Below are 23,793 nucleotides of genomic sequence, written 5' to 3'. Positions count from 1 at the left end.
CCTTAGCGTTCGATGGTCCCGATGCGCCGGATCTTCTTCTGCAGCAGCAATATGCCGTAGAGCAGCGCCTCCGCCGTGGGCGGGCATCCGGGCACGTAGATGTCGATCGGCACGATGCGGTCGCAGCCGCGCACAACCGAGTACGAGTAATGATAGTAGCCGCCGCCATTGGCGCATGACCCCATCGAGATCACGTAGCGCGGCTCGGGCATCTGGTCGTAGACCTTGCGCAGCGCCGGCGCCATCTTGTTGGTCAGCGTACCCGCCACGATCATCACGTCGGATTGCCGCGGCGAGGCGCGCGGCGCAAAGCCGAAGCGCTCGACGTCGTAGCGCGGCATCGACACCTGCATCATCTCGACAGCGCAGCAGGCGAGGCCGAACGTCATCCACATCAACGAGCCGGTGCGCGCCCAGGTGATCAGATCGTCGGCGGCGGCAACGAAGAAACCCTTGTCGGAAAGCTCGTGATTGACCTCGAGAAAGAACGGGTCGTTGGCCCCGACCGGCTTGCCGGTCGAGGGGTCGAGAATGCCCTTCGGCGCCTGCGCGATATCAGGCGAGGAGCCTAAAGCTGTCGGGCTCATCAATCCCATTCGAGCGCGCCTTTCTTCCATTCATAAGCAAAGCCGACCGTGAGGACGGCGAGGAACACCATCATGGACCAGAAGCCGGTGGCCCCTAACTTGCCGAACGCGACCGCCCACGGGAACAGGAACGCCACTTCCAGGTCGAAGATGATGAAGAGGATCGCGACCAGATAGAAGCGGACGTCGAACTTCATGCGGGCGTCGTCGAATGCGTTGAATCCGCATTCATAGGCGGACAGTTTTTCCGGGTCCGGCTGCTGGAACGCGACCAGGAACGGGGCGATCAGGAGCGCCAGACCGATCAGGCTCGCCACCCCGACAAACACGACAAGTGGCAGGTAATCTTGCAGGATGCCGTTCATCGGCGGTGCCTTTTGTGCGGATTTGGCCGCAGATTCGTTGATTGGAATTATTCTTGGCTTAGCGCAGCGCAACAGAGGGCGCAAGACAAGCTGGTTTCACGTCTCCGTCCGCCCTTGATGCGCCGGCAGAACCCGGAAAAGTGTTGCGTTCCTGCCTCGCCCGTCCAACGCGGGCCGGGCTGCATGGTGCCCAAATTTTCACTTCAAATCCTTTTCGTCGGCGAGCATTTGGGCGGCCGTGTCGGTCAGGCGATCGATCTGGTCGAACAGCACCGCCAGCTCTTCCTTGCCGAGCTGTTCCAGCAGGCGCCGGTTACGCTCCTGCGCCCCTGCCACAATTGCATCATGGGCGGCCAGCCCCGCCTTGGTCAGGCAAACCAGCGTCTCACGGTTGTCCCGCGGGTTGACCGCCTTTGCGACCAGCTTGCGCGCGACCAGTTCCGCCAGCGCCCGGCTGATCTGGCCCTTGTCCATGCCGACCGCCTCCGCAAGCCGGATAACGCTCATCGGCGGCCGCCGCCCCAGCGAGGCCACCAGGCCGAACTCCACCGAGGACAAGCCCGCCAGCCGCTTGTAGCGCAGGATCGCGCCGCGCTTGAGCAGATTGGCCAGCACCATCAGCCGCGACGACATCATCGCGGTGATCGGCGCCAATTCCGCGACATCGGCGGCCGCAGGCGATGGCGCAGTCTGCTTTTCCGGCTTCCGGCTCATTTGCAACCTCTGCCAACAAAGCGCGCCGGTGCCAAGGACGATCGAGAAGGATCATCAGATAAGCCCATCGAATGGGGTCATCGAATAGCTCTATCGAAATCGTTGACATTATCATCGATCGGCATTTTACTTCCTGGAACAAGCCAAATGACCGCGGCATCAAAGCCGCGGCGGGAGGAACACGGCATGACCATTACGGAGCGGGATCGCGATCTCGGGACTGGCTACGCCATGAAGCCGTCGACGACCCGGACCGAGCTGACCGCGGTCGGCCGCGGCACGCCGATGGGCGAATTGCTGCGGCGCTACTGGCACCCGATCGGGCTCGTGTCCGACGCCACCGATATCCCCAGAAAAGTGCGCGTGCTCGGCGAGGACCTGGTGCTGTTTCGCGACCGGCATGCCCGCGTCGGGCTGCTGCACGCCCGCTGCTGCCATCGCGGCACCACGCTCTATTACGGCAAGGTCGAGGAAGACGGCATCCGCTGCTGCTATCACGGCTGGAAGTTCGACACCGAGGGCCATTGCCTCGAACAGCCCTGCGAGCCCGAGGGCGGCCTGTTCAAGGACAAGGTGCGGCAGCCCTGGTATCCGGTCGAGGAGCGCTACGGCCTGATCTTCGCCTATCTGGGCCCGGCCGAAAAAAAGCCGGTGCTGCCGCGCTACGAATGCCTGGAGAAAATGGACGATGGCGAGTTCGTCGAGGCGGACGATTCATCGATCGGCGGCGGCGGTCCGGCCATCATCCCCTGCAACTGGCTGCAGCATTTCGAGAACGTCGTCGATCCCTACCATGTGCCGGTGCTGCACGGCTCGTTCTCGGGCCCGCAATTCACTGACATGATGGCCTCGATGCCGGAGGTGAAGTTCGAGATGTCGCCGCGCGGCGTCACCGTGCGCTCGATCCGGCATCAGGACGACGGCAAGGTGCTTTACCGGGTGACCGAAGCCGCTCTCCCCACGCTGCGCGTCGTACCCAATCCGCGGGTCGCGCAATTCGCCCGCGTCGAGTCGATCGGCTGGACGCTGCCGATTGATGACACGTCCTTCCGCATCTACGTCGCAGGCCGGGTGAAGAATTCAGGCGATATCGGAAGGATGCGCTCGAAATTCAACGGAAAATTCTGGTGGGAGATGACCGAACAGGAGCACCAGCAATTCCCCGGTGATTACGAGGCGCAGGTCGGCCAGGGCAAGGTGACGCTGCATTCGGAAGAGCATTTCGGCCGGAGCGACCGCGGCATCCTGATGATCCGGCGGATGCTGAGCGATCAGCTCGAAGGGATCGCCGCCGGCCGCGATCCGATCGGCGTGTCCTTCGATTCAACCGCGCGGCCGGTTGAATTCGAAGCGGGGAATTTCATTCGCGAGGCGTGAGCGGCAGGTTCAGCAAAAAAGAACATTCAGGGGGAAGCATGGTTGATGTCGCGCCGCAGGCGGCAGCTCAACTATGGGCACCCGCGATCATGTCGGGCCTTGCGGCCCGGTTGAGCGGCGTTCGATCCGGCACACAGGCTGTATGTGATCCACATCACGGATGCATGGGCAAAAAACCGGCCAAAAACCACCCGAATGAAACCATTTTGCCGAAACCGCGAAACGATCCTGAAACAGACAGAGCGTACGTCTCTTCCCAACACAGGACGCCAAAGGTGTCCGGGAGGCATCACATGAACCACTCCTTTCACTCGGCGGATCGCAGTACCCACCTGAAGATCGTGGTTGTCGCACTGGTGGCCGGTATCGCGGTTGCGGCCTTCGGCATTTCGGCTCGGACCGGTTCTGAGTACAGCCAAACTGCCCAGGTCGTAAAAGCGGGTAAGCCGGTGGTCGTCACCAGCTCGAACACCTCGACGGTCCGTTAAGCGATATAGATATCGTTGGAATAAAAACGGCCGCCCTCGGGCGGCCTTTTTTATTGGCGGCAGTCTCGGAGACCAAGGTCAAGCCGATCTGAGAAAATGGCGCGAGAGACGGGACTCGAACCCGCGGCCTCCGCCGTGACAGGGCGGCGCTCTAACCAACTGAGCTACTCCCGCGGATGCCGTAATCAGATCCTGATCCGCGCAGAACCGAGGGCATAAAGGCCCGCTCCCGCTTAGTCAAGGACGTTGCGAATCCCCGCGCCAGACGGGCATTTCTGCAATTCCTGTGCAAATAGCCGCCTGTTTTCAGGTAAAACAACGTAAGTAGCGATTATCCGAATCGTTTAAGGCCTGCTACGTCTGGGTTTCTTGAAATCCTCCCCGCTCCGGTTGTACCGGAACCGCGGGTTTCAAGTCACCACGAACGCATTTTCCCAGCGCGGACCGGTACCAGCGAACGCGCTCAAAGCCATTCAACCAACGAGGAGGGCCAGACATGGCGAAGAAAGCGGCGGCTCCCGCCACCATCACACTGAAGCATCTGGCAGCAGCTCTCGCCGAGGAACATGATCTGTCGAAAAAGGCCGCCGAGGCGATCCTGACCGACATGGTCGGCAAGATCACAAAACACCTGAAAAAGGGCGAGCGTATCCGGATCGTTGGCCTCGGCATCCTCCAGGTCCGCAAGCGCGCCGCCCGCACCGGCCGCAACCCCGCCACCGGCGAGCCGATCCAGATCAAGGCCAGCAAGAAGGTCGCGTTCCGCGCGGCCAAGGAACTGAAGGAAGCGGTCTGACACGCCTCCCCGATCGCACCAGAAGCGCCATTCCGGCGGGGACCCGGAATGGCGCTTTTCTGTTATAGAGCGCTTTCCTTGCTCAATTTTTCCGGATCGTCATGCCGCGTTCGCCCCTCCCCTTCACCCACGACGTCACCGAGCGCCTCCTGCGCTATGTCGTGATCGATACCCAGTCCGACCCGGCCTCGCCGACCTGCCCTTCCACCGAGAAGCAGAAAAATCTCGGCCGCCTGCTGGCGTCGGAGTTGCAGGCGATGGGGCTCACCGACGCCCATCTCGACGAGCACGGTTACGTCTATGCGACGATCCCGGCCACTACCGAGAAGAAGGTCCCGGTGATCTGCTTCTGCTCGCATATGGATACTTCCCCGGATTGCACCGGGGCCAACGTCAAGCCGCAGGTCGTGAAGAATTATCGCGGCGGCGACATCGTGCTACCGGCCGACCCCACCCAGGTGATCCGCTTTGCCGATCATCCTGCGCTCGCCGGCCAGATCGGCCACGACATCATCACGACCGACGGCACCACGCTGCTCGGCGCCGACAACAAGGCCGGCCTCGCCGAGATCATGGATGCGGCGCGGTTCCTGATCGAAAATCCGCAAATCAAGCACGGCACCATCAAGATCCTGTTCACGCCGGATGAAGAGATCGGCCGCGGCGTCGACGAGGTCGACCTGAAAAAGCTCGGCGCCGACTTCGCCTATACGATGGACGGCGAAAGCGCCGGACATATCGAGGACGAAACCTTTTCAGCCGACGGCGCCACCATCACCATCGAAGGCGTCTCGACCCATCCCGGTTTTGCCAAAGGCAAGATGGAGCACGCCATCAAGATCGCGGCGGCCATCATCGACCGCTTGCCCAAGGATACCTGCTCGCCTGAGACGACCGAAGGCAAAGAAGGTTTTCTGCACCCGATCGGCATTTCGGGCGCGCTGGAGAAGGCCACCATCGGCTTCATCGTGCGCGATTTCACCGATGAGGGCCTGCAGCAAAAGGAAGCGCTGCTCGAAGGCATCGTCAAAGACGTGATGAAGGACTATCCGCGCTCGACCTACCGGATCGAGATCAAGCCGCAATACCGCAACATGAAGCAGGTGATCGACCGCCATCCCGAGACCGTCGAGTACGCGATCGAGGCGATCAAGCGCGCCGGGCTGACGCCGGTGCGAAGCTCGATCCGCGGCGGCACCGACGGCTCACGGCTGTCCTTCATGGGCCTGCCCTGCCCCAACATCTTTGCCGGCGAACACGCCTTTCATTCACGGCTGGAATGGGTGAGCCGTCAAGATATGGAGAAGGCGGCGGAGACCATCGTGCATCTGGCGATGATCTGGGAAGAGCGGGCGTAGCGGGTCCGCGCACCGCTCTCTCCCCGTCATTGCGAGGAGCGAAGCGACGAAGCAATCCATTTTTCCGTTCTGCGGCGCTATGGATTGCTTCGCGGAGCCTGTCATCCGGCGGCGCTTCGCGCCGACCGGGTGGCTCGCAATGACGGAGGTGAATTACGACGCCCGCGCCGTCACGATCCAGACCGACGCCGGCAGCAGCACCGCGTCGCCCTTCGCGAACGGAGTCAGCGCTTCGCGAATGGAAGCGGCGACGGCGGCACGAGCTTCTTCCGACTGGCCGTCCAGCGCACGGCTCACCGGGCCGATCTCCAGCGCACCCTGCACCGCGCCGTCGAGGCCGCGGCCGATCGCTGCATCCAGCGACAGCGGACACGCTTCCATTTCGACGCCGGTAAAGCCGGCCGCGTCGAGGATACGGCGCACGCGCGCCTCCGAAGCAAATGCAAACGGTCCCGGGTCTTCCGGCCCAAGCTGCGGCAGCTTTGGCACGTGCTTGTAGGCGGCCGCAAGCGGCGCCATGAAGAACGGATTTTCGCGCGGCTCGCGCCAGCAGGCAAAGGCCATGCGCCCCGAAGGCTTCAGCGCTTTCCGCATGTTGGCGAACGACAGCGCCGGATCGGCAAAGAACATCACGCCGAACCGCGAGGCCAGGACATCGAAGCTGGCATGCTCGAACGGATAGACGGTGGCGTCGGCAAGGATGAAATCGATCGGCAGATCCTTCGGCGCAGCCTGCCGCGCCCGCTCCAGCATCGGGCCGGATACGTCAATGCCGAGCACATGGCCCGATGGCGCGACCTTGCGCGCAAACGCAATCGCGGTGGCACCACTGCCGCAACCGATGTCGATGACGCGGTCGCCCGGCTTCAGCCTGGCCCGGTCGACGACCAGGTCGGCGACCGGTTTGAGCAGTACGTCCTGAGCCGCCTGCCGGTCCGCCCAGCGCTGTCCGGCCGGACCGTTCCAGTAGGCGACCTGGTCAGCGTTTTGCTCGTGGCTTGCCGGTGTGTCCATTTGCGCGTTCCTTTTTCAATTTCGAACGTCCGTCGCACCTGTGCCAGACCGTTGCCGTATCATTGCCGTGATGCCGCTTCGTTTGTTCATATACCCCGAGATTTACAGCCATAACTACACTTTCGTGAATTTCCTTCGGAACGATATCCCGCCTTTCGCGTGATCTATTGCCGCAAGGCACTGACCGGCACTAGCACCTGGAGGGATCAAGATGAATGGAATGCGCAAATATGCGTTCGGCGCCGCGGCGGCGGCCGCTCTATTTGTAATTCCGATTTCGGCCTTTTCTCAATCCATTGAGATTGGACCGGGAGGCGTCCGAGTGGATCGAGGAGGTGGGCGCTGCGAGCAATTGAGGCTTGCCTGCGAAAACAAGGACGCGCTGGGGGAGCGGGGCGAAGGAAATTGCCGCAGATATCGGGAGGCCTGCGGTCGACCAGTTCGGACCGATGTCTGCGCCGAATTGAGACAAGCTTGCCTCAACAAGGATGCGTTGGGTGAACGAGGCGAAGGAAATTGCCGTCGGTATCGCGAGACTTGTAGAGGTCGCCTGTAGAGCTCGCTAATTTTCAGTCGCGGGGTGGTGCGACATTGCTCCGCGCCACCCCGCCCTGCACCTGTTAGCGTTTAGATTGCTGGTGATGGCTCCTCCATTACGCATCGTGATCGGAAGCTCGGTTCGATGTCGATCAGGTCCGTCGTCGCTCAGCGAGCTTCGGCGCTAGCCTGCGCCCTGGAGGCGCTAACGCCGAATTAATCTCACAGGCCTATTATTTCAGGCAGTCTAGTTGGGTGTCGCGTAAGGGAGCCGTCGCGAGGGACGATCCAGCGACGGCTCCTTTTTTGATTTCACTCATTTGAGGTTAGTACACGTGACCACGGCATCGGAAACGCAGAGCCAAATCGAACAACCCGAATCCACCGCACCGAGCAAGCAATCGAGCCGGAAATCGGTCTTGGCGCTAGCGGTGTTCGCTCTTGGAATAAACAGTGCGGCGGCCGTCTATACCCTGCCGCCGGATTTCACCCTGCCGGATATCAGCCGCTTGGCCGAACTGCTTCCACATCAGAAAGCTTCCGATCCGATAGCAGATCCGGCTGTTGCCGCATTGAAGGATATTCAGTCGGCTCAGCAGCAACACGTTGTCGCGCTGCAAGAGAGCAATATCCTGTTGCAGCAAAACACAGCTCTTCTTCAGCAGGATTCAATTGCGCTTGCTTCTCTGAGACAAAGCGTCGTGGATGAGCAGGTCAGTGTGAAGAAAATTTCCGCTCAGATAGCGGATGAACATGAAGACGTGAAGAAGATATCTGCTCAGCTTTCCAAGCTTATGGCGAAGGTCGACTCGCTGCAAAATGCAATAAAGCCGGAAATAACTTCCTCCATTTCAGCAAGGCACGCTCAAAACCGGCTATCCCGAGTAGTGCGCAAGAAGATGCATCGGCAGCCTCAACCTGTGGGGCCAGTTTCGGTTGGAGGAGCGCCCCTAATTCTCCCGGCTACCACGACAACCCCACAAGGTTGAATGAGAAGAGCGCAAGGCCAGTCCGCCTTCGCTCTTCAAGCTCGGCGCGACGGCCTTCGCCCCTGCGGAGGAGCAAACGGTCGCGCCACTGCCGCGAAGCTGGCATGCCGAGCCGAAGCCCCGCAGGGGCGAAGGCTGGTAGGCGGCGAGAGATTCGAACTCCCGACCCTCTCGGTGTAAACGAGATAGAGCGCGACCGCCATACTGAAAATCCAGCATTTTTGGTCGATCCTGTCTCACTTCGTTCACGTCCGTTGCAACCGTTTCTGTTGCGTTTCTGTTGCGCTCCGGCCAATACGCCCGGAAGCCTCGACCACGCCGTCGAACCCGCCAGGGATGTGGTGGCCGTAGACTTTCTTGATGATCTGGATCGACACACCGCAATAATCGGACACCTTGTCGACGGGAACCCCCGAGCGCAGATACCAACTGATCGCCGTGTGCCTCAGCGTGTGCGGGATGACCTTCAGTTCCTTGACCTCAGTTGCCAGCCCAGCCTTCTCGACGACGCCGTCCCAGCCATTGCTGACGCGCTGCACCGGCTCGCCCTGATACTCGACTACGGCCTTGTTTGAGATGCCGAGCCGCTCCCATCGCCGCATGTGGGCGAGAAGGCGCGGCGGGAGATCGACCGTCGGCTGCCGCTTGTTATTCTGCTTCTTGCCGTAGGCGAGCCGCCGGAACTGTCCGGTCTCAAGGTTGACATGGCCGCGACCAATGGTCGCGATCAGCGCCGCGCCGCAGATCGCCCCCGCCCGCGTCCCGGTGTAGAGCCCGACGAGTATGAAGCGGGCGATGTGCCGTGAGGTGTGCCGCCCCTTCTCGACGCCATCGTGATCGCAGCGCTTGCGCCATGCCGCCAGGATCAGGCTCGCGGCCTCACTGCGGGTGAGCCACCGCTCGCGAGCGGGCACCGCTTCCGGCAGAACCGGCCGGAACAGCGTCTGCACACCGCCGACCATGTCGCGAACGTAGTAGTTGATTGCCGCCGCCAGCGTTTCCAGATCACGACGCGCGGCGCTCTGCGAACCCCGCTGCTTCGCATAGTCGCGCTGCCGCTGGCCGTTAAGATCGCCAATGGTATCCTCAGCGAAGAACTCGCCGAGATCGAGCACCATCTTCTTCAGCGCCTTGGGGCGGGCCACCGTGGCGAAGTGATCGGTCAAGTAAACGCTCAGCGCGTCAGCGACCTTGACCGCATTGGGATCACCGCCGCTGCGGCTTGCTCGGGGATCGTGCTTGCTGACGATGTAGGCGGCGAGTTTTCGCTCAGCGCCTGCGCGGTCGCTTTCAATGCAGCCAGTGCCGACGGTGCGCTGTCCGTCGCGAATGTTCCACATGGCGGTGCGGCCTCTGGCCTTGAAGAGCGCGAGCCTTGGACCTTTGCTTGGGCGCGGCATAGCTGTTGCATCTCCTCGATGTGAGCGAGCGTAGTGAAGTGCTTGTTGCGGATTGGATAGATGGTGAGGCGACCCCCTGCCGCTTCGCGCCGCAGAGCGCTGGCGGACATCGAGCCATCCGGGAACGCGATGCGCGCGGCGACTTCGAGCCGAAGCATGTCGGTTGCGCTGACGTTCTCAGGAATAGCTAGCGCCCGCCTGCCCTTCAACACCGGCTCGGGCTTCTCGACCGTGGACGGCGTCGGCACGGCCTTGTCGTCGACGGCGAGCAATTGCCGCAGCCGGGCGCGCTCGCGGCTTTCTTCCTCGCGCTGCGCGGCCTCGCCACGCTCCCGCGCGGCTTCTAACCGGACGGCGAGCCGGTCGCCCGCCGCCGCACGCCGCGCGCGTTCGGCCTTCATCCGCGTCATGGATGCCGCGTAGTAATCGGAGATGCTCACGGCTTCGTCCTCCGCGATTTCGATTTTAGCGCGCTAGTTCGCCTCTCTAGGTCAGACATGCCCGCTTCGCGGCGTGCGGCGACCCTTTCAACTATGTCCGGCATTCTGTTCCTGATCGTGTTGGCGAAGTGCTGCTCCGGCGTCGCCTTAAGCGGCAAGCTGGCATCGGCCTGCGTCATTCCGGCCCACAGGTTCGCCGCCGAGACATATGGAGACCATGCATCCCGTCCCTGCAATGACTTGTCGGAGAGCGAGGGAGCGCCGTCAGGACGGATCGCTTCGAGAACTGCGCCCACGGTGCGCATCGCTTGCCGAAACGCGTAGGCATCATCGAGCCAAGAGACGTTCGGCCGCTCGGGGTTGTGTGCCAACTGTAGCACGGTGCCGATTAGCTTCATGACGAGGGCGTTGCGTACGCTGCCGAACTGATCCGCAATTTTTTCATCCTGCACGAAGGAAAGCCGAAGCCTGTTCTCCACTTCCTGGGACAGAGAACGGCCGCTGGCCTTTGCGGCTGCGTCAAGTTTGGCGCGAAGGTCAGCGCGGATGCGCGTGCTGAATACTGCGCTCTTCCCGTAATGCTCCCCCTTGGGGGCTGGCCCACGTCGCTTGCTCATCCGCCGCCTGCCTCAAACTGTCTTACAAATATTAAGTCAGAACCTATCCCATCCCATTGCCACGATCAAGACGCAGTGAGACTGTCTTTCATAGTGTCAGACAACTTTTCAGCGCGGGGTTTTCACATGAAACGCAAGGACTTGCCGCTTACCTATGCCGTTCCAGAAGCAGGAGCCATGGTCGACCTCAGCCGCGCCGCGTCCTACGAGGCGGCCAAGCGCGGGCAAATCCCGACCACCAAGTTCGGGCGAAAGCTGCGGGTGCCCGGCGATCTGTGGCGGCGTATCCTCGCTGAAGGCAGGCCGACGCAGGCCAAGAGCGCAGCAGGATAACGAGAAAGCTCTAGTAACACGCCGGTGGCGGGACTGGCGCGGTGCAGATTTGAAGAGAGAGCGAGCGCATCATGCGCGCTATTCCGCCTATCCGTGAAAACCGCCACGCCCGCCGACACGAGGCCGCCAAGGTCAGCCGCTTCCGCCGCCGCAGCGCGTACGGGCTCGACACCGCGTTGGTCGCGGCCGGTGTGCCGCTCGACACACATCCGCACGCGAATATCTTCAAAGCAGCGCTGGGGGACTTCGTTCGGGGCGCTGGCGCGCTCAGTTGCATCTGCTGTGAGGCTGACTTCGAGACAGCGCTGCAACCGGCAGCATTTCTATATTCGTGCAGCGCCGTCCGCCCGACTGCGGCGACGGTCTCCGCGGTCTGCTTGCCGTGTTGGCGCGATTTGCCCTTCGCTGAAATTGAAGGGCACGCCGCGCGCGTCTTGAGCCGCTTCGTGCCCGGTGGTTCGTTCGGACCGCGCGAGGCCACGCCATGACGCCCTCACACCATCACCGAAAAAATACCGCCGCTTCCGGGGCTACGGAGCGGCGGCAACACTTGGGGTTCAGGACGAAAACAGCGTTCAGCGATGAGGCACATCACCATGAACGCACCACCATTCGACGAGGATCGAATAATGATGCCTAGAACACATACGCCAGCGGATCGGCAGACGCAAGCCCGGCCCCGGCCATCGCCCCAGGCAGTCGCCACCCGTCGCCGCATCATCGCGCACAAATACCGCGTCGCCGCACTCGATAGGCAAGGTGGTCAACCCTACCGGCTGAAAGGCAACCTGCGTATCCGCGAGTTGGAGCGTTTCTTCAGATTGAAGTACGGCCGGCACCTGTCTGACGACGACGCAGGGCGCGACGATCTGATGATCCTGTTTCACCACTTCGCTGTGGCTGGTAGCGACGTCATCAATCGCTGCTGCCATTTCGCGAAGGTATGGGCACCGTGGCTCTCAGAAGCGAAGGCTGAGGCGATGGCAAAGCAGGCCGCCACGCGTCCGAGGAGATACAACGCGGCGGCGCTGGGCATCGCCATCGGCCTGACGGATGACGTCCGCACGGCACTGAAGATCAAGACCATCTGGGCCTTTAACGCGGGCGAGACGGCCGAGGAGCGGCGCAAGCGCAAGGATCGTGAGCGTAAGCGGGACCAACGCGCCGCCCAGCCGAAGCGCGTGCCGCTGAGCCAGAGCCGTCCTTGGGAGGCCGAGGGCATCTGCCGCCGGACCTTGGAGCGGAGGCGGAAAAAGGCGGCTACAGCAGGACTTAGCCCCCCTGTCGCAAAATGCGTCCACAGTAACCTTGTGGTTCTTACTGTGGACAACATTTGCGACACGAGACCGCAGAACCACCGAAAGAGGCCTTCCAAGGGGTATTCCGCATCAACACGGTACCCAGAACCCGATCACCGGTCTCCCGGTGACGAAGAAAGCACTGCCCGTGTTGCATGACGCGCCTGCGCAACGCAAGCGCAGAGAGGCCGCCGAGCGCAGGCAAGCGAGGAAGCGACCACATGACACGTGAACAATCAATCGCCTACGCAACCCTCGGCAAGACGAGCCGGCACATTCTTGCGCTTGCCGTGGACGCGGCGGCGCGCAATGGAGCACCGGCGGCACTATCGTATGACGCGCTTCAGGCGGCGGGGTGCAACAGGGCGCACATCGCCTCATCGACCCGCGAACTCGCGTCGCTCGGGTTCGTCGATGTCCGCCGTGCACAGATTTTCACGCTTTCGGACCGATGGCGCTCGATTGCGTCGGCAGCAGAGGCGCGGGAATTAGCGGTAGCCGCCCGGCGGCCGGTCAAGTCCCGTGCCCCGCGACCGCCGAGCCCGGCGCGTGTTGACCCAAAGCCCGTGCAGGACCGGCCGACCGCTGATGACGAACAGCATCAGCAGCTTCAACACCGTCCGATCACGCTGCCCAAGTTGCCGTGGCCGACGACGTACCCGACGCGCGCTTGGGATGCCGGGAACGACAAGCCATGAAACAGTTGCGTCACGCTGTCGATCTCGTCGGCGCTGAAGCGGTCGACGCACCGCCGGTGGCGCGTGGTCGCGGGATCAGGACGCCGCAGTTTTTGGCGGCCATCGCCCGGCGTGATGAAGCTCTGCGAGCCATTGCGCAGCACTTCCCCGGCTTGTCGCAGCGTGAGGCAGCGCGAAAAGTGCGTGATGTCGTCAGCATGTATGCGAACGGTTCTTGGCGGCGCGAGCGGACCGCAGTGACTTGTCCGACACGCCACCTTGGCCGGGTCACCGCACATTGCTTCGAGGCTTTGAAGGCGCGTGACGCTGTGCCTTCGCTCGGCACAACCCGTGCCGCACTTTCTCGCTATTCGTTAGCCACCGACGCGGGCACGTTGTGATCGATCACGCTTCGATGAAAGGAAAACACAGTGCATCCGACACTAGCCAAACCCATCGCCGCCGACATCGCTCTCCCTGACGTGGCGGCATCGCGCCTGCGCCGCCTTGGCGATGCGAGCGCCGAAAAGCACGCTGCGGTGCTGGCTGCGTCGGACCGCGTGAACCAGCAGAGGGAACGCCAGCAAAACGCTGAAGCGACGATCCGGCGACAGATCGCGGTGTTCCGCCTGCCCGAGGACACTGGCGATCCCGAGGTCATGCGACTGAAGAATGTCGCGGCATCGGCGAGCGCCGAAGCACAGCGCCTAGAAGTTATCCGCGACGAGAGAGGTGCAGCCTGGCAGGCGATTAACCGGATCGTTGAGGCCTGCGAGGGATGGGTTATAGGCAGCACCGGGGCCAATGACTTCGAGGTTGTCGAAGTTGTTCCTGAGATGAAGAAGGGCGAGACGCTGACGGACGCCGCCAAGCGCGCGCAGCGCCGAGGCCGCGAGCTTCAAGGCGACCTTCATCGTGTTCAGTCAGCACCGCGACCATCCGCATGGGCAAAGCAAGCGATGCGATCGCAGATTGCCCAACTGGCGGAGCGCGGGCGGCCGCACGTCGGCGCGCTGGTTGAGCATGGTTCCGAAATCACGTTTGCCGACGTGCGCCGTTCCGCAAGAGTTGCGAACGTGGAAAGCCCTGCCGCGCTAGCGCAGTGGGTCGAGCCTGATTTGCTGAGCCTGTTTGCGTTTGTCCATCAGGACGCGCTGGTCGCCGCGCTGGACCGCGAGATCGAAGCGGAAGCTGATGACGCGAACGCGCTGACCGATGACGATCGCCGACGTCGTGAGGACGAGATCAGCGACGACATCATGGCTAATGCCCGCACCGAATGCGCCATGATATGGCAACAGATCGATGCCGGCGCGCCGATCGCCTTTCGCGACGGCCTGCCCGCCGAAGCCGTACTGGGATTGAAGGCGGTGCCGAAGCCGCCCGCCCCGGACGTACCATATGAGATAAAGTCGTGGGCGAAGCGATGGTGACGGCCGCAGCCTATCCGGCCGTTGCCGCCAGAGGGCCGCGCCAAGGCCGCTGCCACCGCCCATGCGGCAATCGAGGATGGATGTCGCCGCCGACACCCGAGGCAGCGGAACGCATGGGCGAGGCTGGCAACGGCCCTGCTGAGCCCTTCCGGGTCCTCTGGGGCTCGGAAAGCCAGCAGGGGACGCGCGACGGCCCGCCTTCAGGATATTTGATTTTCGAGAAACCAAGGTTGCGGTTGCCGGGGCAAGCATGACGGGGAAATCACCACCACGCCGCCGGGGATCGCAGGCTCGTCGCCTGGGCGAGGCTGCTGCTGCCGGTCGGCCCAAGCCGGGCGTGTCGGCTGCCACCTTGGCGACGCATCTGTCGTGCTCGAGGCAATACATCGGCAAGTTGGTGACCGCCGATGTCATCAAGGCGCTGCCGGGCGGCGGCTTCGATCTCGACGAATGCCGGAGCCGCTACATCAAGCGCCTGCGTGAGCAGCGGGCGCAGTCGGCGCGGTCGGCGGCCGACGTCGAGTTCACCAAGGCGAAAACGGAATTGCTGCGGCTGAAGGTCGGCGAGAAGACGGGCTCGTTGATCAAGTTCGATGATCACCTGAACATTGTAGACGAAATGTGCGGTGTCATGCGGACCTGTCTGTCCGGACTTCCCGCGCGGGCTGCGGGTTCGGATCTTCTCTTGCGCAGGAGGATCGAGGGCGTCATCCACGAGTGCTTGCACGAGATTGCTGACGTTGCCGGGCGCAAGGCTGATGAACTGCGCGCACAGGAGGGTGCCGATGTCGACGATGCTGCATGAGCCCGAGCCGAGTGACGACGAAATCAGGGAAATGATCAACGTCATCGACGACTTCGCGGATCAACTGCGCGACGCAATCGCCGCCGCCGCGATCGCGGTCAGCCCGGCGAGCCCTTGCGCCGACGCTGCGCGCGATGGTCTCGCTAGGATCGCAGGCACGCTGGGTCAGGTGCCGGACGTCACGCTGTACAACCTGGCGTCGGCGGATCGCGCGACCGGCGGCATCATCATGATGGCGCTGAAGATCAGGCTGCGCGCGGTCGGCGGCGGCCCGACGCTAGATCACCCGGACGCTGCAACATTCCTCGACGAACTGCACCGGCCGTTGTTCGACACGGTACGCAAGCGGCGGGTAAACTGATCACGCGGAAATCGCAGCCACGTCGACAGGAGACGAGATGCCCGACTCCAACTACCTTGCGAACTTTTAATGACGATGACCGGGGGACAGTGAAATGCCAGCGGGAATTTCGGATGTTGTCGCGGACAATGGGCTGTCGGTTCTCGACACGCTCACGTCTCATATCTTCATTTGCTCAAGCGAGCCGGCAAACTACGCGCAGGCGTCGACTACATACGTTCTCGGCGTCAAAAGCTGGGGCGCTGGCAATGTGTTTTCCTCGCCTTCGGACGCATCTCCGAACGGCAGGAAGGTTAGCTCGGTCGCGATAACCGACGGCACCATCACCACATCCGGCACCGCGTCATGGTGGGCTGCCTGCGGCACTGCATCGCTGCATGCACACGGCCCTCTGGCGGCCGCGCAAGTTGTCGCCGTAACGAACACCTTCACGCTGGCATCGTTCGATATCCGTCTGCCGGCCGAATGACGACGATGCGATGATTGACACCTTGCGAGCTTCCGATGAAACACGAAATCGCCGATCTTGCACCGCTTTGGGACGCCACCTGCGATTTGCGCGCCCGGCTCGGCGATGCCATCGCGGAAATAAGCATCGATCCTGACGACACACATGCTGACGAACAGCGTCGCATGTTGCGGAGGGCCGTTGATGTTTTGGATCAGGTCGAGGACGGCGTGCTGGCCCACCTTGCTGTTTTTGACGCCGCGTGGGACGGCGCAGTTGTCGCGAGGTTTCGGGAGCGGCTTGACGTCGCGCTGCTCGGTGGCGCGCCGCTCAATCTCACTAGGGACGCGTTGCTGGACGAGTTCCGCGCGATGGTTCGATGGACACACGAACGCGGATTACACTGACCGCATGATCCGCATCATCGGGTTTTTGAGCTTTGGTGGTTTGGGCAAGGAGAGGAAGCGATGCCGGGCGTTATTGGGGATGAGGTTCTGGACGGTGGGCTGGGTGTTCTTTCAAGTCAGGCAAGCCAGATGTTTCTGTGCAACGCCGAGCCGACGACATTCGCGGAGGCATCATCAACCTACAAGATGGGCGTTGCGACGAACCCGGCAGGTCCAACGCTGTTCGGGCCGCCGTCCGCAGGATCGCCGAGCGGTCGAAAGGTTACGTCCCTCACCGCGCTCGGCACCTTCACCGCTGACGGCACCGCGTCGTGGTGGGCGGCATGCAGCACAACCAGTTTGCTGGCGCGTGCGCCGATGCTGGAGCCGGCAGCTTGCGCGATCGGTCAGGGCTGGGCCGTCAATGGTGTTTCCGTGGCAATTCCGTAAAGCGGCGACGCGCCGAATTTGATACTGTCTTTGATAATCAACGGGGTGATGGAAATGGCTGACGATGTCTTGAGGATGCGAGCGACGCTCGAAGATGACGTGTCGCGCACGCTGTCGCAGATCAGGGGCAAGCTTTCCGAACTCGGGAAAGGCGTCGACACTTCCCGCACCCGCCGCGAACTGACCGGCATGGTCAACCCGCTGCGCAATCTGCGAACCGGATTGACCGGCGGTGTTGAGGCGCTATCGCAATTTCGGTTCGGCCTCGCCGGTGCCGGGCTTGCGGCAGGCGTGTTCGCTGCGGCGGCCGGCAAAACCATGACCGCGTTGCGCGATTTTTCCAGGGTCAACGCCGACATGAAGTTTGCCGCGAACTCGCTCGGCTTCACCACGCAGCAGTTGAAGGCGTTTCAGAGGGCGTTCGAGGGCGTTCGCATCGACCCTAGCCAATCACTTGCCGCATTACAAACCTTCGCGAAGAACGCCGAAGATTTCAAACTGCGCATCGGCGGGCTTCGTGACGAACTGCACAATCCCGGCGCTGGCGATGTGGTTGAGGCAATTGCTCGCGCCGGCAGCACCACCGACGCGCTGCGGATTGCGTTCCAGCGTATGCAGGAGTTGCAGCGGAAGAACCCTGCGGTAGCGAAGCGATTTGCTGACAGCATGTTCGGCACCGCCGCCGCCGCTCGCCTGACATGGCAGGACCTTGAGAAAGCGAACGCCGAAATAGCCAAGAGCGGGACACTTGCGAAAGATCAAATCGAGGCGAGCGAGAAATTCCGGCTGCAATGGGAAAAGCTCGGCAACACCCTCGACGACATCAAGACCAAGGCGCTGTCGGGAATGTTTCCGACATTCACGCGCGGCCTGGAAGCGATCAACACCGCCATTGAAAAGACGATCAGCGGCTTTGAGAAGTTGAGAAATATGTTCGGGCCGAGCGAAAACCAGTCACCGCGCGGTGGCTACAAACCGCCTGCTGGTGGATCATCTGGTGATTTTTGGGATCGGCTGTTGAACCCCGGCAACCCGCGCACAGGAGGCCGGGCGATACCGCAGTCGTTTCGTCAGACAGACGATGAACTCGGTAAGTTCGCCGACAATCTTAGGAAGGCGAACTTCCAATTTGAGCGCGGGCTCAGTGGCGGCAATACCGGCGGCATGATCAATGCAAGCTTTGGCGGTAGCAGCGGTGCGGCACGCGGCGGCGGGTTCGGTGGTTTCGGTGGTTTCGGTGGCGGCGGCTATTCTGTGATCCCCGAAATGGGCGGTGGCAACCGCAGCATGTTCGGCACCGGCCGCAATGGGCTGGGCGGTGCCGTCCCGAGCCTCGATGGCGGCGGCAGGTCGCCGTTCGACACCAACCGCGCTGGATCAGTGACATCGGACAGCACGGGCTCGGCATATCTCGCCGAGCGTAGAGCCAGGTTCAAGCAAGAGCTGGAAGCGAACCCGGCATTGCGAGAGAAGCTGGCGGCGATTGCACATAGCGAGGGTGCCAGGAACCCGCGCCGCGTCGTCGAAAGCCTGTTCAACCGCGCCGACTATGCCAACAAGCCGCTTGCTGACATGATGACAGGCCGCTTCTACGGTCCAATCCGGCGCGGTGAATTGCCGGCGCACATCGAACGGCTACGGCGCAACCCGGCACTTGCCGGCCAGATGAACCGCGCCATCGATCAGGCATTCACGAGCAACGAACTTGAAGGCGCAACCGATCAGGGCATGAGGAGCGATCCGAACGGCTGGTACATGGGCGGGCGCAAGGAGTTCCGTGGCGACACCAACATCTATAACGATTGGGGCGGCGGCCCTGGCGGCCATGCGGGAGCCCGACGCTTCCGGGAAGCGATGCAGGCTCGGATCAACGAGGAGCGGCGGCGGATCGGGGCCAACGTCGACGCCGACATCAGCCGCAGCCGCATCGATGGCGCGATCGGCACAAGCGCCGGGGCGGTGAAGGCCGAGGGCTCGGTCAACGTATCGGTGCACGCGCCAAGCGGCACCAAGGTGGACGCGAAAAGCGACGGCTTCTTCCAGAAAACATCGATCCAGCGTTACCGCCAGATGACCGAGACCGGGCTTGATGGGGGCGCGCAATAGAGCCGGGTCGAGCCGCCTGCCTTCGCTGGCTGTGAAAGCGCCGGAGCCCGCGCGCGCGGCCAAGGTTAACAAACCCCTTGCACGGCAAGCCATTTTCGGCGTCGGACGCCCAATTACCGTCGCGGATCGGTCACATTGCCGCGAATTCATCACGCCCAGGAACCATTGGCAAAAGCAGGTGTTGACAGGACCGTAACCTATAATATTTATAGGTCCATGAATGAACCGGACGATAAGCCAAAGCGACCACCGAAGCGTGTGGCCGAGCATAAGGCACGCCATTCGGCCGAGGTTGTCCCGATACGGCGGGCGTTTCCGCCCGCTGAACAGCCGGACCGCCTCAACGAGGCGGATGCCCTCAAGCTTATCCACATGCTTGCTGCCGACAGCAATAACATCGTCGTCATCAAGCATGCACAGAAACGAAGAGCACAACGAAATATCACGCGCCCTCAGATCGAGCGGTGCATCCAGAAAGGAAGTATTACAGAAGGACCCTTCATCAACGCGAAGGGAAATTGGCAAGTCAATCTGTCACGGTTTACCGCCGGTGAACAAATCACCTGCGTCGTCGCGATTGACTGGCCAGCGCGATTGATCGTCGTCACCACCTTCTGAGAGGAGCAGTCCATGTCAAAGAGCTATCACTACACGGAAAGCGGCCTCGACAACATCTATCTCGTAGACGGCTTCACAATTCACAAGACGCCGTACGGCGAAGGCGTGTCGATCCAGAACACAGCCGGCCTCCACAAGGCCATTGGCAAGCACCTGATCACGCGCCCGATCCCCCTCGACGGCGCCGAGCTACGCTTTCTCCGGACCGAGATGGAGCTGACGCAAAGGGACCTCGCCGGCATCATCGGCGCGACCGAGCAAACCCTTCGGCTATGGGAAAAGAGCCGAGGCAAGCACATCCCAGGCACGGCCGATCGGCTCCTGCGCGCGCTCTACTCCGAATTCGCCGGCGGAGACGTTCACATCCGCAAGATGCTTGAACGTCTCGCCGATCTCGATCGGATCGAGAATGGCACCACCTGCTTCAAGAAGAACAACAGCAGCTGGAAGCCGTTAAACGCACCTCAGCTCGATCAGATGCAGGCTTGACGACGCGCGTCGTTAGGCCAGAGGGACTCAAGATGATCTCGGTGAAATGCCCGAGCTGCGAGCAGACCATGTCGAATGTTGACCTGCAAGCAGGCCAGCTCGGCAATAGCTTTTCTGGGCCACTTGTATCTGGTTACATCGCCCACTGCCCTCGGTGCAGGGCTGTACTCGGTGTGCTGCCAGACCCAGACGATATCGCCGCACGAGTGGCCAAGAAACTTAGCTCGCGGCGTTGACCGAACACAGGATGATCCAGTATTCACAGGCAAGCTGAAGCGCTTAAATGCCGGTCGTGACGCTAGATTTCACAAAGCTGACCCGCCGCCGCGACCCCGACCGCCCCGACTGTTGGTTCATTTATTGCGGCGACATCCACGCAGGCACTATTGCTAAGGCCGTCGGCATGCCCAACGCGGTCAACAACTGGAATTGGTCCGCTGGCTTCTACCCCGGCTCTCACGCTGGTGAGATCAGGACAGGCTGCGCCGAGACCTTCGAAGAGGCTAAGGCTAGGTTCGAAAAGGCATGGCTGGCCTTCGCAGCCAAACGCACACAGGCCGACTTTGAAGAGTGGCGTGACCAACGCGACTGGACGGCACGGAAGTACGCGCTGATGGATCGCGGCGAGAAGGTGCCGCTGCGATGAAGTACACCGCCGCCGACCGGCCCTTCGCTGATCCCGAGAAGGCCGCGCGCCGACTGATGCAGCACGCGCACGCCTTCGAGGTGGTGCAGGATGGCCGCATCTATATCGAGATTCTCAACGGCCCGTTCCTGTTCGGAGACAAAAGCACTCCGGCAGAGTATTCCGCCGGGCTCGCCTTCGCGATCGAGCGCGGCTGGCTCGAACTGCACGAGAGCGGGACGTTCGTGAAGTTCACGCAGTCCGGTGCGGACCTGTTCGCTTAAAGACAACGAAAATATAAAACCCAAGGGGGTGGAGACCGATGGCTGAGACCTGCAAAGACCCGCGCTGCCAAGGCCAGTTCACCGTAACAGCGATTGGTGGCGGTGTCCCCGGCGGCAAGGAATTAGAGATCATTGAATGCCCCCACTGCGGAACCGAGCAGCGTCGCGAGATGACAAGCGCGGCGTTCATCGTGACGGCCGTTTACGATCAGGCGCATCCGAAGCCCAAACAATGATGACGTGCCCGCTCTGCGACGACACGGGCTGGGTCTGCGAGGTCCATCCCGACCAGCCATGGGAAGGCCCGCACGCCTGCGCTTGTGGCGCTGCTGGCGCGCCCTGCCCGCGATGCAATCGGTCGACACCGGACGAACCGCCGCGACTGCCGAAGGGCTTCAGGCCGGAGGAGGATCGCAAGTGAAATCTGCCGCGATTGTAGCTCTGCTCTTGATCACTGCCTTTCTGCCCGGCCGCCGGTGGGCGCGGCGGCCAACAACTTACTGTCTGATGGCGCTGGAGACCTCAACCGCCATATGTCATGATAATCTATGGTTGCCAGACGACATCATTACCTGCCGCGATGCTACCTGAAGCACTTCGGTAAACCCCGTGGACGCGGCGCTTCGCATCACGTCTACGTTGCCGATCGTGACGGTAAGGCGTTCACCGCCAACATCATCAATGTTGCGACCGAAAAGGACTTCAATCGCATAGATGTCGAAGGCCATCCGCCGGACGCAATCGAGCAAGGGTACGCGAAGTTTGAAGGCGAACTTGGTCCGGCACTACTCCGCATATTGGAAAGCCGCTCGCTCAACAACGATGATGACCGCTTGCTCCTGATGAACCTGATCGGGATAACAGCAATCAGAAACCCGCGACGCCGCGAAAACATTCGTGGCTTTCACGAGCGCACGGCGGAAATCATCATGGACTTGGCGACAAGCACTAAAGAGCGATGGGAGGGCCAGATGCGACGAATGAAGGCGTCAGGTTATGTCCCCGAGCACGATGTGCCCTATGAAGAATTGCGCCGCTTTGTTGTGGAAAAGGCATTTCGGCTGGAGGTGTCCACAGAGCGGCACATTCAACTTGAGTTGCATTCGCTCGATGCCGTCTTGAGAACGTTGCTTGATAGGAAGTGGGTGGTGTTGCTGGCTCCAAAGGAAACTGGCGGCTTCATTACCTGCGATCATCCTGTCTGCTTGATGTTCTCCGATCCCAAAAGGCGCGGCGGCTTTCACGGCCCCGGTCACGGGCTGCCCGGCACGGAAGTCATCTTTCCCATCAGTAGGCGCATGGCTGTTGTCGGTGCTTTTGAAATCAAAGAAGATACGATTGTCCTCGATGCGAGTGGCGTTGCTCGCTTGAACGGCGCGATGGTCGCCTATGCGGACCGGCAGGTCTACGCCGCAGACACCAACTTCCTGTATACGCTCGATGATCGAAAGCCACGGCTGGGTGCGTCACTTGTAAAGGACGCGCAGTTCCTAAAAAAATAAACACGGGCACGGGAGCGGTCCCGGCGATGCGGTCAAAGGGACGCACACAGCGCGGGAACGTGCTGGGCACGAGGATGCGGATCATCAGATGGTGTGTGATGCCTTCATCCTCAGAACGGGTTCTTCTCAGGCTGATCACCTCGCCAAGTCCAATCGATGCGAACAACAGCCGTGCCCTCCGCCTGAGCGCCGAAAACCTTCTTCAGATTGCCCTGCAACTCGCGCACCTCAACCTTTGCCGTCGCGTCAACATGTGGCAAATCGCGAACCAGTTTCTCGGCTGTTTGAGCGTCTTGTGCACTCACCGTCACAGGCAGCAATAGATCACCGCTCTCCTCAGTGACCTTAGCAACGAATACTGGCATCGAATGCGCCTCCCGCCCCGCCATAAGGCCACATCTTCGGAAAAACGGTGGTGGGCGGTGAGAGGATCGAACTCCCGACCAATGGTGTGTAAAACCAGTGCTCTACCGCTGAGCTAACCGCCCCACGCCGCCGTATCTGTTGCGGTTTCTGTTGCGCTCAGCAGTACCGATGCAAAAAGGCCATGCACTTCAAGCCTTTGCGCATTGGCGTCATCCCGGTGTAAACGAGATGCTCTAACCAGCTGAGCTAGCCGCCCGTAAGCCGCCTGTTTAGCCTCTCGACCCCCTTTGGTGCAAGGTGGGATATCCGCGCTTGGTTGCACTAGTCGCCCGGCCGCCCGGGTAGCGCCTCAAGATCGTGGATCCACGGCGCGGCGGAGCGGCACCAGATTTGGCGCGCCGGCTTGAGCTGATCGCGCTGGCGGATGCTGCCCCAGCGAATGCCCCAATCGTCCGGTCCGCCGTCTCCACTGGTGAACATTGGCGAGCCACAGACTTCGCAAAAGTGCTGAAAGCGCGTCCGGCCGTTGTCGCCCTTCTTCGGATAGACCTTCGCCGGTGCGCCGGTCATGCGGACCTGCTCGGCCGAACAGATCACCGTCACCCGATACGGCGATCCCGTCAGGTTCTGGCAATCGGTGCAGTGACAGATCGATACTTTTTCAGGGTCGATATCGGCCCGATAGGTCACCCGCCCGCAATGGCATTGCCCGTCGATTTCCATCCTCATCAACTCCGCAGGCTCGCATCCGATCAGCAAAAGATTTGCCCGACAACTCGCTCGTCGTGTCCCGGACGCGGTGCAGCGCCTCTTGGCGGTGCGCCGCAGAGCTGGACCCAGAGGCGGCCAACCGGGTCCCGGCTCTGCATCGCGTCACCATAGCGTGTCGAAGACGCGCGTAAACGCGCTGATGGTGCCGCGCCGCGTCCG

General features: G+C 61.8%; 32 protein-coding genes, 2 tRNA genes and 1 pseudogene. 23 read left to right on the top strand and 12 right to left on the bottom strand.

Translation table 11 applies throughout. The annotated features are described in order from the left end of the window. Positions 1-2 precede the first annotated feature (2 nt). From LMTR3_RS22370 to LMTR3_RS22360, 3 genes are all read right to left on the bottom strand, one after another. Positions 3-587: a NuoB/complex I 20 kDa subunit family protein gene (locus LMTR3_RS22370; RefSeq protein WP_065747147.1), complete on the bottom strand. Its 585-nt coding sequence runs from the start codon at positions 585-587 to the stop codon at positions 3-5. After that, the gene (locus tag LMTR3_RS22365; protein ID WP_065747146.1) at positions 587-952 is read right to left on the bottom strand and encodes an NADH-quinone oxidoreductase subunit A; all 366 of its coding nucleotides are present in this window, start codon (positions 950-952) and stop codon (positions 587-589) included. Before LMTR3_RS22365 ends, LMTR3_RS22370 begins: the two co-directional genes overlap by 1 nt. A 198-nt stretch (positions 953-1,150) precedes the next feature. Then, on the bottom strand, positions 1,151-1,666 hold the full coding sequence (locus LMTR3_RS22360; protein ID WP_065747145.1) for a MarR family winged helix-turn-helix transcriptional regulator: 516 nt from the start codon (positions 1,664-1,666) through the stop codon (positions 1,151-1,153). Positions 1,667-1,852: 186 nt separating this feature from the next. Between LMTR3_RS22360 and LMTR3_RS22355 the strand changes: the two genes are divergently transcribed. Both LMTR3_RS22355 and LMTR3_RS22350 read left to right on the top strand, forming a co-directional pair. Next, positions 1,853-3,043: an aromatic ring-hydroxylating dioxygenase subunit alpha gene (locus tag LMTR3_RS22355; RefSeq protein ID WP_065747369.1), complete on the top strand. Its 1,191-nt coding sequence runs from the start codon at positions 1,853-1,855 to the stop codon at positions 3,041-3,043. A 293-nt stretch (positions 3,044-3,336) separates the two neighbouring features. Further along, entirely contained in the window at positions 3,337-3,531 is a 195-nt protein-coding gene (locus tag LMTR3_RS22350) for a hypothetical protein (protein WP_028345774.1), read from the top strand. A gap of 97 nt (positions 3,532-3,628) precedes the next feature. Here LMTR3_RS22350 and LMTR3_RS22345 read toward each other — a convergent pair. Then, positions 3,629-3,705 (bottom strand) — tRNA-Asp (locus LMTR3_RS22345). 310 nt (positions 3,706-4,015) lie between these two features. On the opposite strand from LMTR3_RS22345, the pseudogene LMTR3_RS22340 reads away from it, so the two are divergent. Then, positions 4,016-4,327 (top strand): annotated as a pseudogene (locus LMTR3_RS22340) (HU family DNA-binding protein); the annotation flags it as partial. Between the two features lie 101 nt (positions 4,328-4,428). Beyond that, positions 4,429-5,685 carry a peptidase T gene (gene pepT / locus LMTR3_RS22335; RefSeq protein ID WP_065747144.1) on the top strand — a complete coding sequence of 419 codons (1,257 nt, stop codon included), beginning with the start codon at positions 4,429-4,431 and terminating at the stop codon, positions 5,683-5,685. A gap of 153 nt (positions 5,686-5,838) precedes the next feature. On the opposite strand, the gene LMTR3_RS22330 is transcribed toward pepT, so the two are convergent. Beyond that, complete coding sequence (locus LMTR3_RS22330; protein WP_065747143.1) at positions 5,839-6,699, bottom strand: class I SAM-dependent methyltransferase; 861 nt, start codon at positions 6,697-6,699, stop codon at positions 5,839-5,841. 872 nt (positions 6,700-7,571) lie between these two features. Between LMTR3_RS22330 and LMTR3_RS22325 the strand changes: the two genes are divergently transcribed. Beyond that, positions 7,572-8,225 (top strand): hypothetical protein, encoded by a 654-nt coding sequence (locus LMTR3_RS22325; protein WP_245319969.1) that lies wholly within the window; start codon positions 7,572-7,574, stop codon positions 8,223-8,225. Between the two features lie 245 nt (positions 8,226-8,470). Here LMTR3_RS22325 and LMTR3_RS22320 read toward each other — a convergent pair whose 3' ends face one another. From LMTR3_RS22320 to LMTR3_RS22310, 3 genes are read right to left on the bottom strand one after another with little or no spacing between them, the layout of a single operon-like run. After that, positions 8,471-9,370, bottom strand: coding sequence for a tyrosine-type recombinase/integrase (locus LMTR3_RS22320; RefSeq protein ID WP_176721968.1), 900 nt, complete (start codon positions 9,368-9,370; stop codon positions 8,471-8,473). Positions 9,371-9,399: 29 nt separating this feature from the next. Then, entirely contained in the window at positions 9,400-10,065 is a 666-nt protein-coding gene (locus LMTR3_RS38960) for a hypothetical protein (protein WP_210184725.1), read from the bottom strand. Further along, positions 10,062-10,682: a hypothetical protein gene (locus tag LMTR3_RS22310; RefSeq protein ID WP_065747139.1), complete on the bottom strand. Its 621-nt coding sequence runs from the start codon at positions 10,680-10,682 to the stop codon at positions 10,062-10,064. Before LMTR3_RS22310 ends, LMTR3_RS38960 begins: the two co-directional genes overlap by 4 nt. Positions 10,683-10,808: 126 nt before the next feature. Between LMTR3_RS22310 and LMTR3_RS22305 the strand changes: the two genes are divergently transcribed. From LMTR3_RS22305 to LMTR3_RS22260, 11 genes are all read left to right on the top strand, one after another. After that, a complete protein-coding gene (locus LMTR3_RS22305) occupies positions 10,809-11,015 on the top strand; it encodes a hypothetical protein (RefSeq protein WP_065747138.1) in 207 nt (68 codons plus the stop codon). Between the two features lie 71 nt (positions 11,016-11,086). Then, entirely contained in the window at positions 11,087-11,503 is a 417-nt protein-coding gene (locus tag LMTR3_RS22300) for a hypothetical protein (protein ID WP_065747137.1), read from the top strand. Positions 11,504-11,611: 108 nt separating this feature from the next. Continuing rightward, a complete protein-coding gene (locus LMTR3_RS22295; RefSeq protein WP_141686751.1) occupies positions 11,612-12,472 on the top strand; it encodes a hypothetical protein in 861 nt (286 codons plus the stop codon). Between the two features lie 62 nt (positions 12,473-12,534). Then, the gene (locus LMTR3_RS37905) at positions 12,535-13,011 is read left to right on the top strand and encodes a hypothetical protein (protein ID WP_141686750.1); all 477 of its coding nucleotides are present in this window, start codon (positions 12,535-12,537) and stop codon (positions 13,009-13,011) included. Further along, the gene (locus LMTR3_RS37900) at positions 13,008-13,391 is read left to right on the top strand and encodes a hypothetical protein (protein WP_141686749.1); all 384 of its coding nucleotides are present in this window, start codon (positions 13,008-13,010) and stop codon (positions 13,389-13,391) included. The genes LMTR3_RS37905 and LMTR3_RS37900 overlap by 4 nt, the downstream gene beginning before the upstream one ends. 30 nt (positions 13,392-13,421) lie before the next feature. Beyond that, a complete protein-coding gene (locus tag LMTR3_RS22285) occupies positions 13,422-14,423 on the top strand; it encodes a hypothetical protein (protein ID WP_065747134.1) in 1,002 nt (333 codons plus the stop codon). Between the two features lie 250 nt (positions 14,424-14,673). Next, a complete protein-coding gene (locus tag LMTR3_RS22280) occupies positions 14,674-15,228 on the top strand; it encodes a hypothetical protein (protein WP_141686748.1) in 555 nt (184 codons plus the stop codon). Then, the gene (locus LMTR3_RS22275) at positions 15,209-15,589 is read left to right on the top strand and encodes a hypothetical protein (RefSeq protein ID WP_065747132.1); all 381 of its coding nucleotides are present in this window, start codon (positions 15,209-15,211) and stop codon (positions 15,587-15,589) included. The genes LMTR3_RS22280 and LMTR3_RS22275 overlap by 20 nt, the downstream gene beginning before the upstream one ends. Positions 15,590-15,683: 94 nt before the next feature. Continuing rightward, entirely contained in the window at positions 15,684-16,058 is a 375-nt protein-coding gene (locus tag LMTR3_RS22270; protein WP_065747131.1) for a hypothetical protein, read from the top strand. Between the two features lie 35 nt (positions 16,059-16,093). After that, positions 16,094-16,444 (top strand): hypothetical protein, encoded by a 351-nt coding sequence (locus tag LMTR3_RS22265; RefSeq protein WP_065747130.1) that lies wholly within the window; start codon positions 16,094-16,096, stop codon positions 16,442-16,444. A 60-nt stretch (positions 16,445-16,504) separates the two neighbouring features. Next, positions 16,505-16,873: a hypothetical protein gene (locus tag LMTR3_RS22260; RefSeq protein ID WP_141686747.1), complete on the top strand. Its 369-nt coding sequence runs from the start codon at positions 16,505-16,507 to the stop codon at positions 16,871-16,873. Here the strand turns inward: LMTR3_RS22260 and LMTR3_RS38955 are convergent. Then, positions 16,831-17,232 carry a hypothetical protein gene (locus tag LMTR3_RS38955; RefSeq protein WP_141686746.1) on the bottom strand — a complete coding sequence of 134 codons (402 nt, stop codon included), beginning with the start codon at positions 17,230-17,232 and terminating at the stop codon, positions 16,831-16,833. The two genes, LMTR3_RS22260 and LMTR3_RS38955, sit on opposite strands and share 43 nt — an antisense overlap. Here LMTR3_RS38955 and LMTR3_RS22255 point away from each other — a divergent pair. From LMTR3_RS22255 to LMTR3_RS22225, 7 genes are all read left to right on the top strand, one after another. Continuing rightward, positions 17,192-18,979, top strand: a complete 1,788-nt coding sequence (locus tag LMTR3_RS22255; RefSeq protein ID WP_141686745.1) for a hypothetical protein — start codon at positions 17,192-17,194, stop codon at positions 18,977-18,979. The genes LMTR3_RS38955 and LMTR3_RS22255 overlap by 41 nt on opposite strands. Positions 18,980-19,195: 216 nt before the next feature. After that, entirely contained in the window at positions 19,196-19,597 is a 402-nt protein-coding gene (locus tag LMTR3_RS36750) for a DUF4258 domain-containing protein (protein WP_084029756.1), read from the top strand. A 12-nt stretch (positions 19,598-19,609) separates the two neighbouring features. Beyond that, the gene (locus tag LMTR3_RS22245; protein WP_065747127.1) at positions 19,610-20,086 is read left to right on the top strand and encodes a helix-turn-helix domain-containing protein; all 477 of its coding nucleotides are present in this window, start codon (positions 19,610-19,612) and stop codon (positions 20,084-20,086) included. A 283-nt stretch (positions 20,087-20,369) separates the two neighbouring features. Continuing rightward, complete coding sequence (locus LMTR3_RS22240) at positions 20,370-20,732, top strand: hypothetical protein (RefSeq protein WP_065747126.1); 363 nt, start codon at positions 20,370-20,372, stop codon at positions 20,730-20,732. Continuing rightward, positions 20,729-20,995: a hypothetical protein gene (locus LMTR3_RS22235; protein WP_065747125.1), complete on the top strand. Its 267-nt coding sequence runs from the start codon at positions 20,729-20,731 to the stop codon at positions 20,993-20,995. Before LMTR3_RS22240 ends, LMTR3_RS22235 begins: the two co-directional genes overlap by 4 nt. A 38-nt stretch (positions 20,996-21,033) precedes the next feature. Next, on the top strand, positions 21,034-21,231 hold the full coding sequence (locus tag LMTR3_RS22230) for a hypothetical protein (RefSeq protein WP_065747124.1): 198 nt from the start codon (positions 21,034-21,036) through the stop codon (positions 21,229-21,231). 312 nt (positions 21,232-21,543) lie between these two features. Beyond that, positions 21,544-22,497, top strand: a complete 954-nt coding sequence (locus LMTR3_RS22225; RefSeq protein ID WP_065747123.1) for a DUF4238 domain-containing protein — start codon at positions 21,544-21,546, stop codon at positions 22,495-22,497. A 110-nt stretch (positions 22,498-22,607) separates the two neighbouring features. Here the strand turns inward: LMTR3_RS22225 and LMTR3_RS22220 are convergent, their stop codons facing one another. The 3 genes from LMTR3_RS22220 to LMTR3_RS22210 form a co-directional block, all read right to left on the bottom strand. After that, on the bottom strand, positions 22,608-22,862 hold the full coding sequence (locus LMTR3_RS22220) for a hypothetical protein (protein ID WP_141686743.1): 255 nt from the start codon (positions 22,860-22,862) through the stop codon (positions 22,608-22,610). A 48-nt stretch (positions 22,863-22,910) separates the two neighbouring features. Next, positions 22,911-22,985 (bottom strand) — tRNA-Val (locus LMTR3_RS22215). 199 nt (positions 22,986-23,184) lie between these two features. Continuing rightward, positions 23,185-23,586, bottom strand: coding sequence for a GFA family protein (locus LMTR3_RS22210; protein ID WP_065747367.1), 402 nt, complete (start codon positions 23,584-23,586; stop codon positions 23,185-23,187). Positions 23,587-23,793: the final 207 nt, after the last annotated feature.

Source organism: Bradyrhizobium sp. LMTR 3, from assembly GCF_001693485.1.
Lineage (GTDB): Bacteria > Pseudomonadota > Alphaproteobacteria > Rhizobiales > Xanthobacteraceae > Bradyrhizobium.
This window is presented reverse-complemented; position numbering and strand designations above follow the sequence as displayed.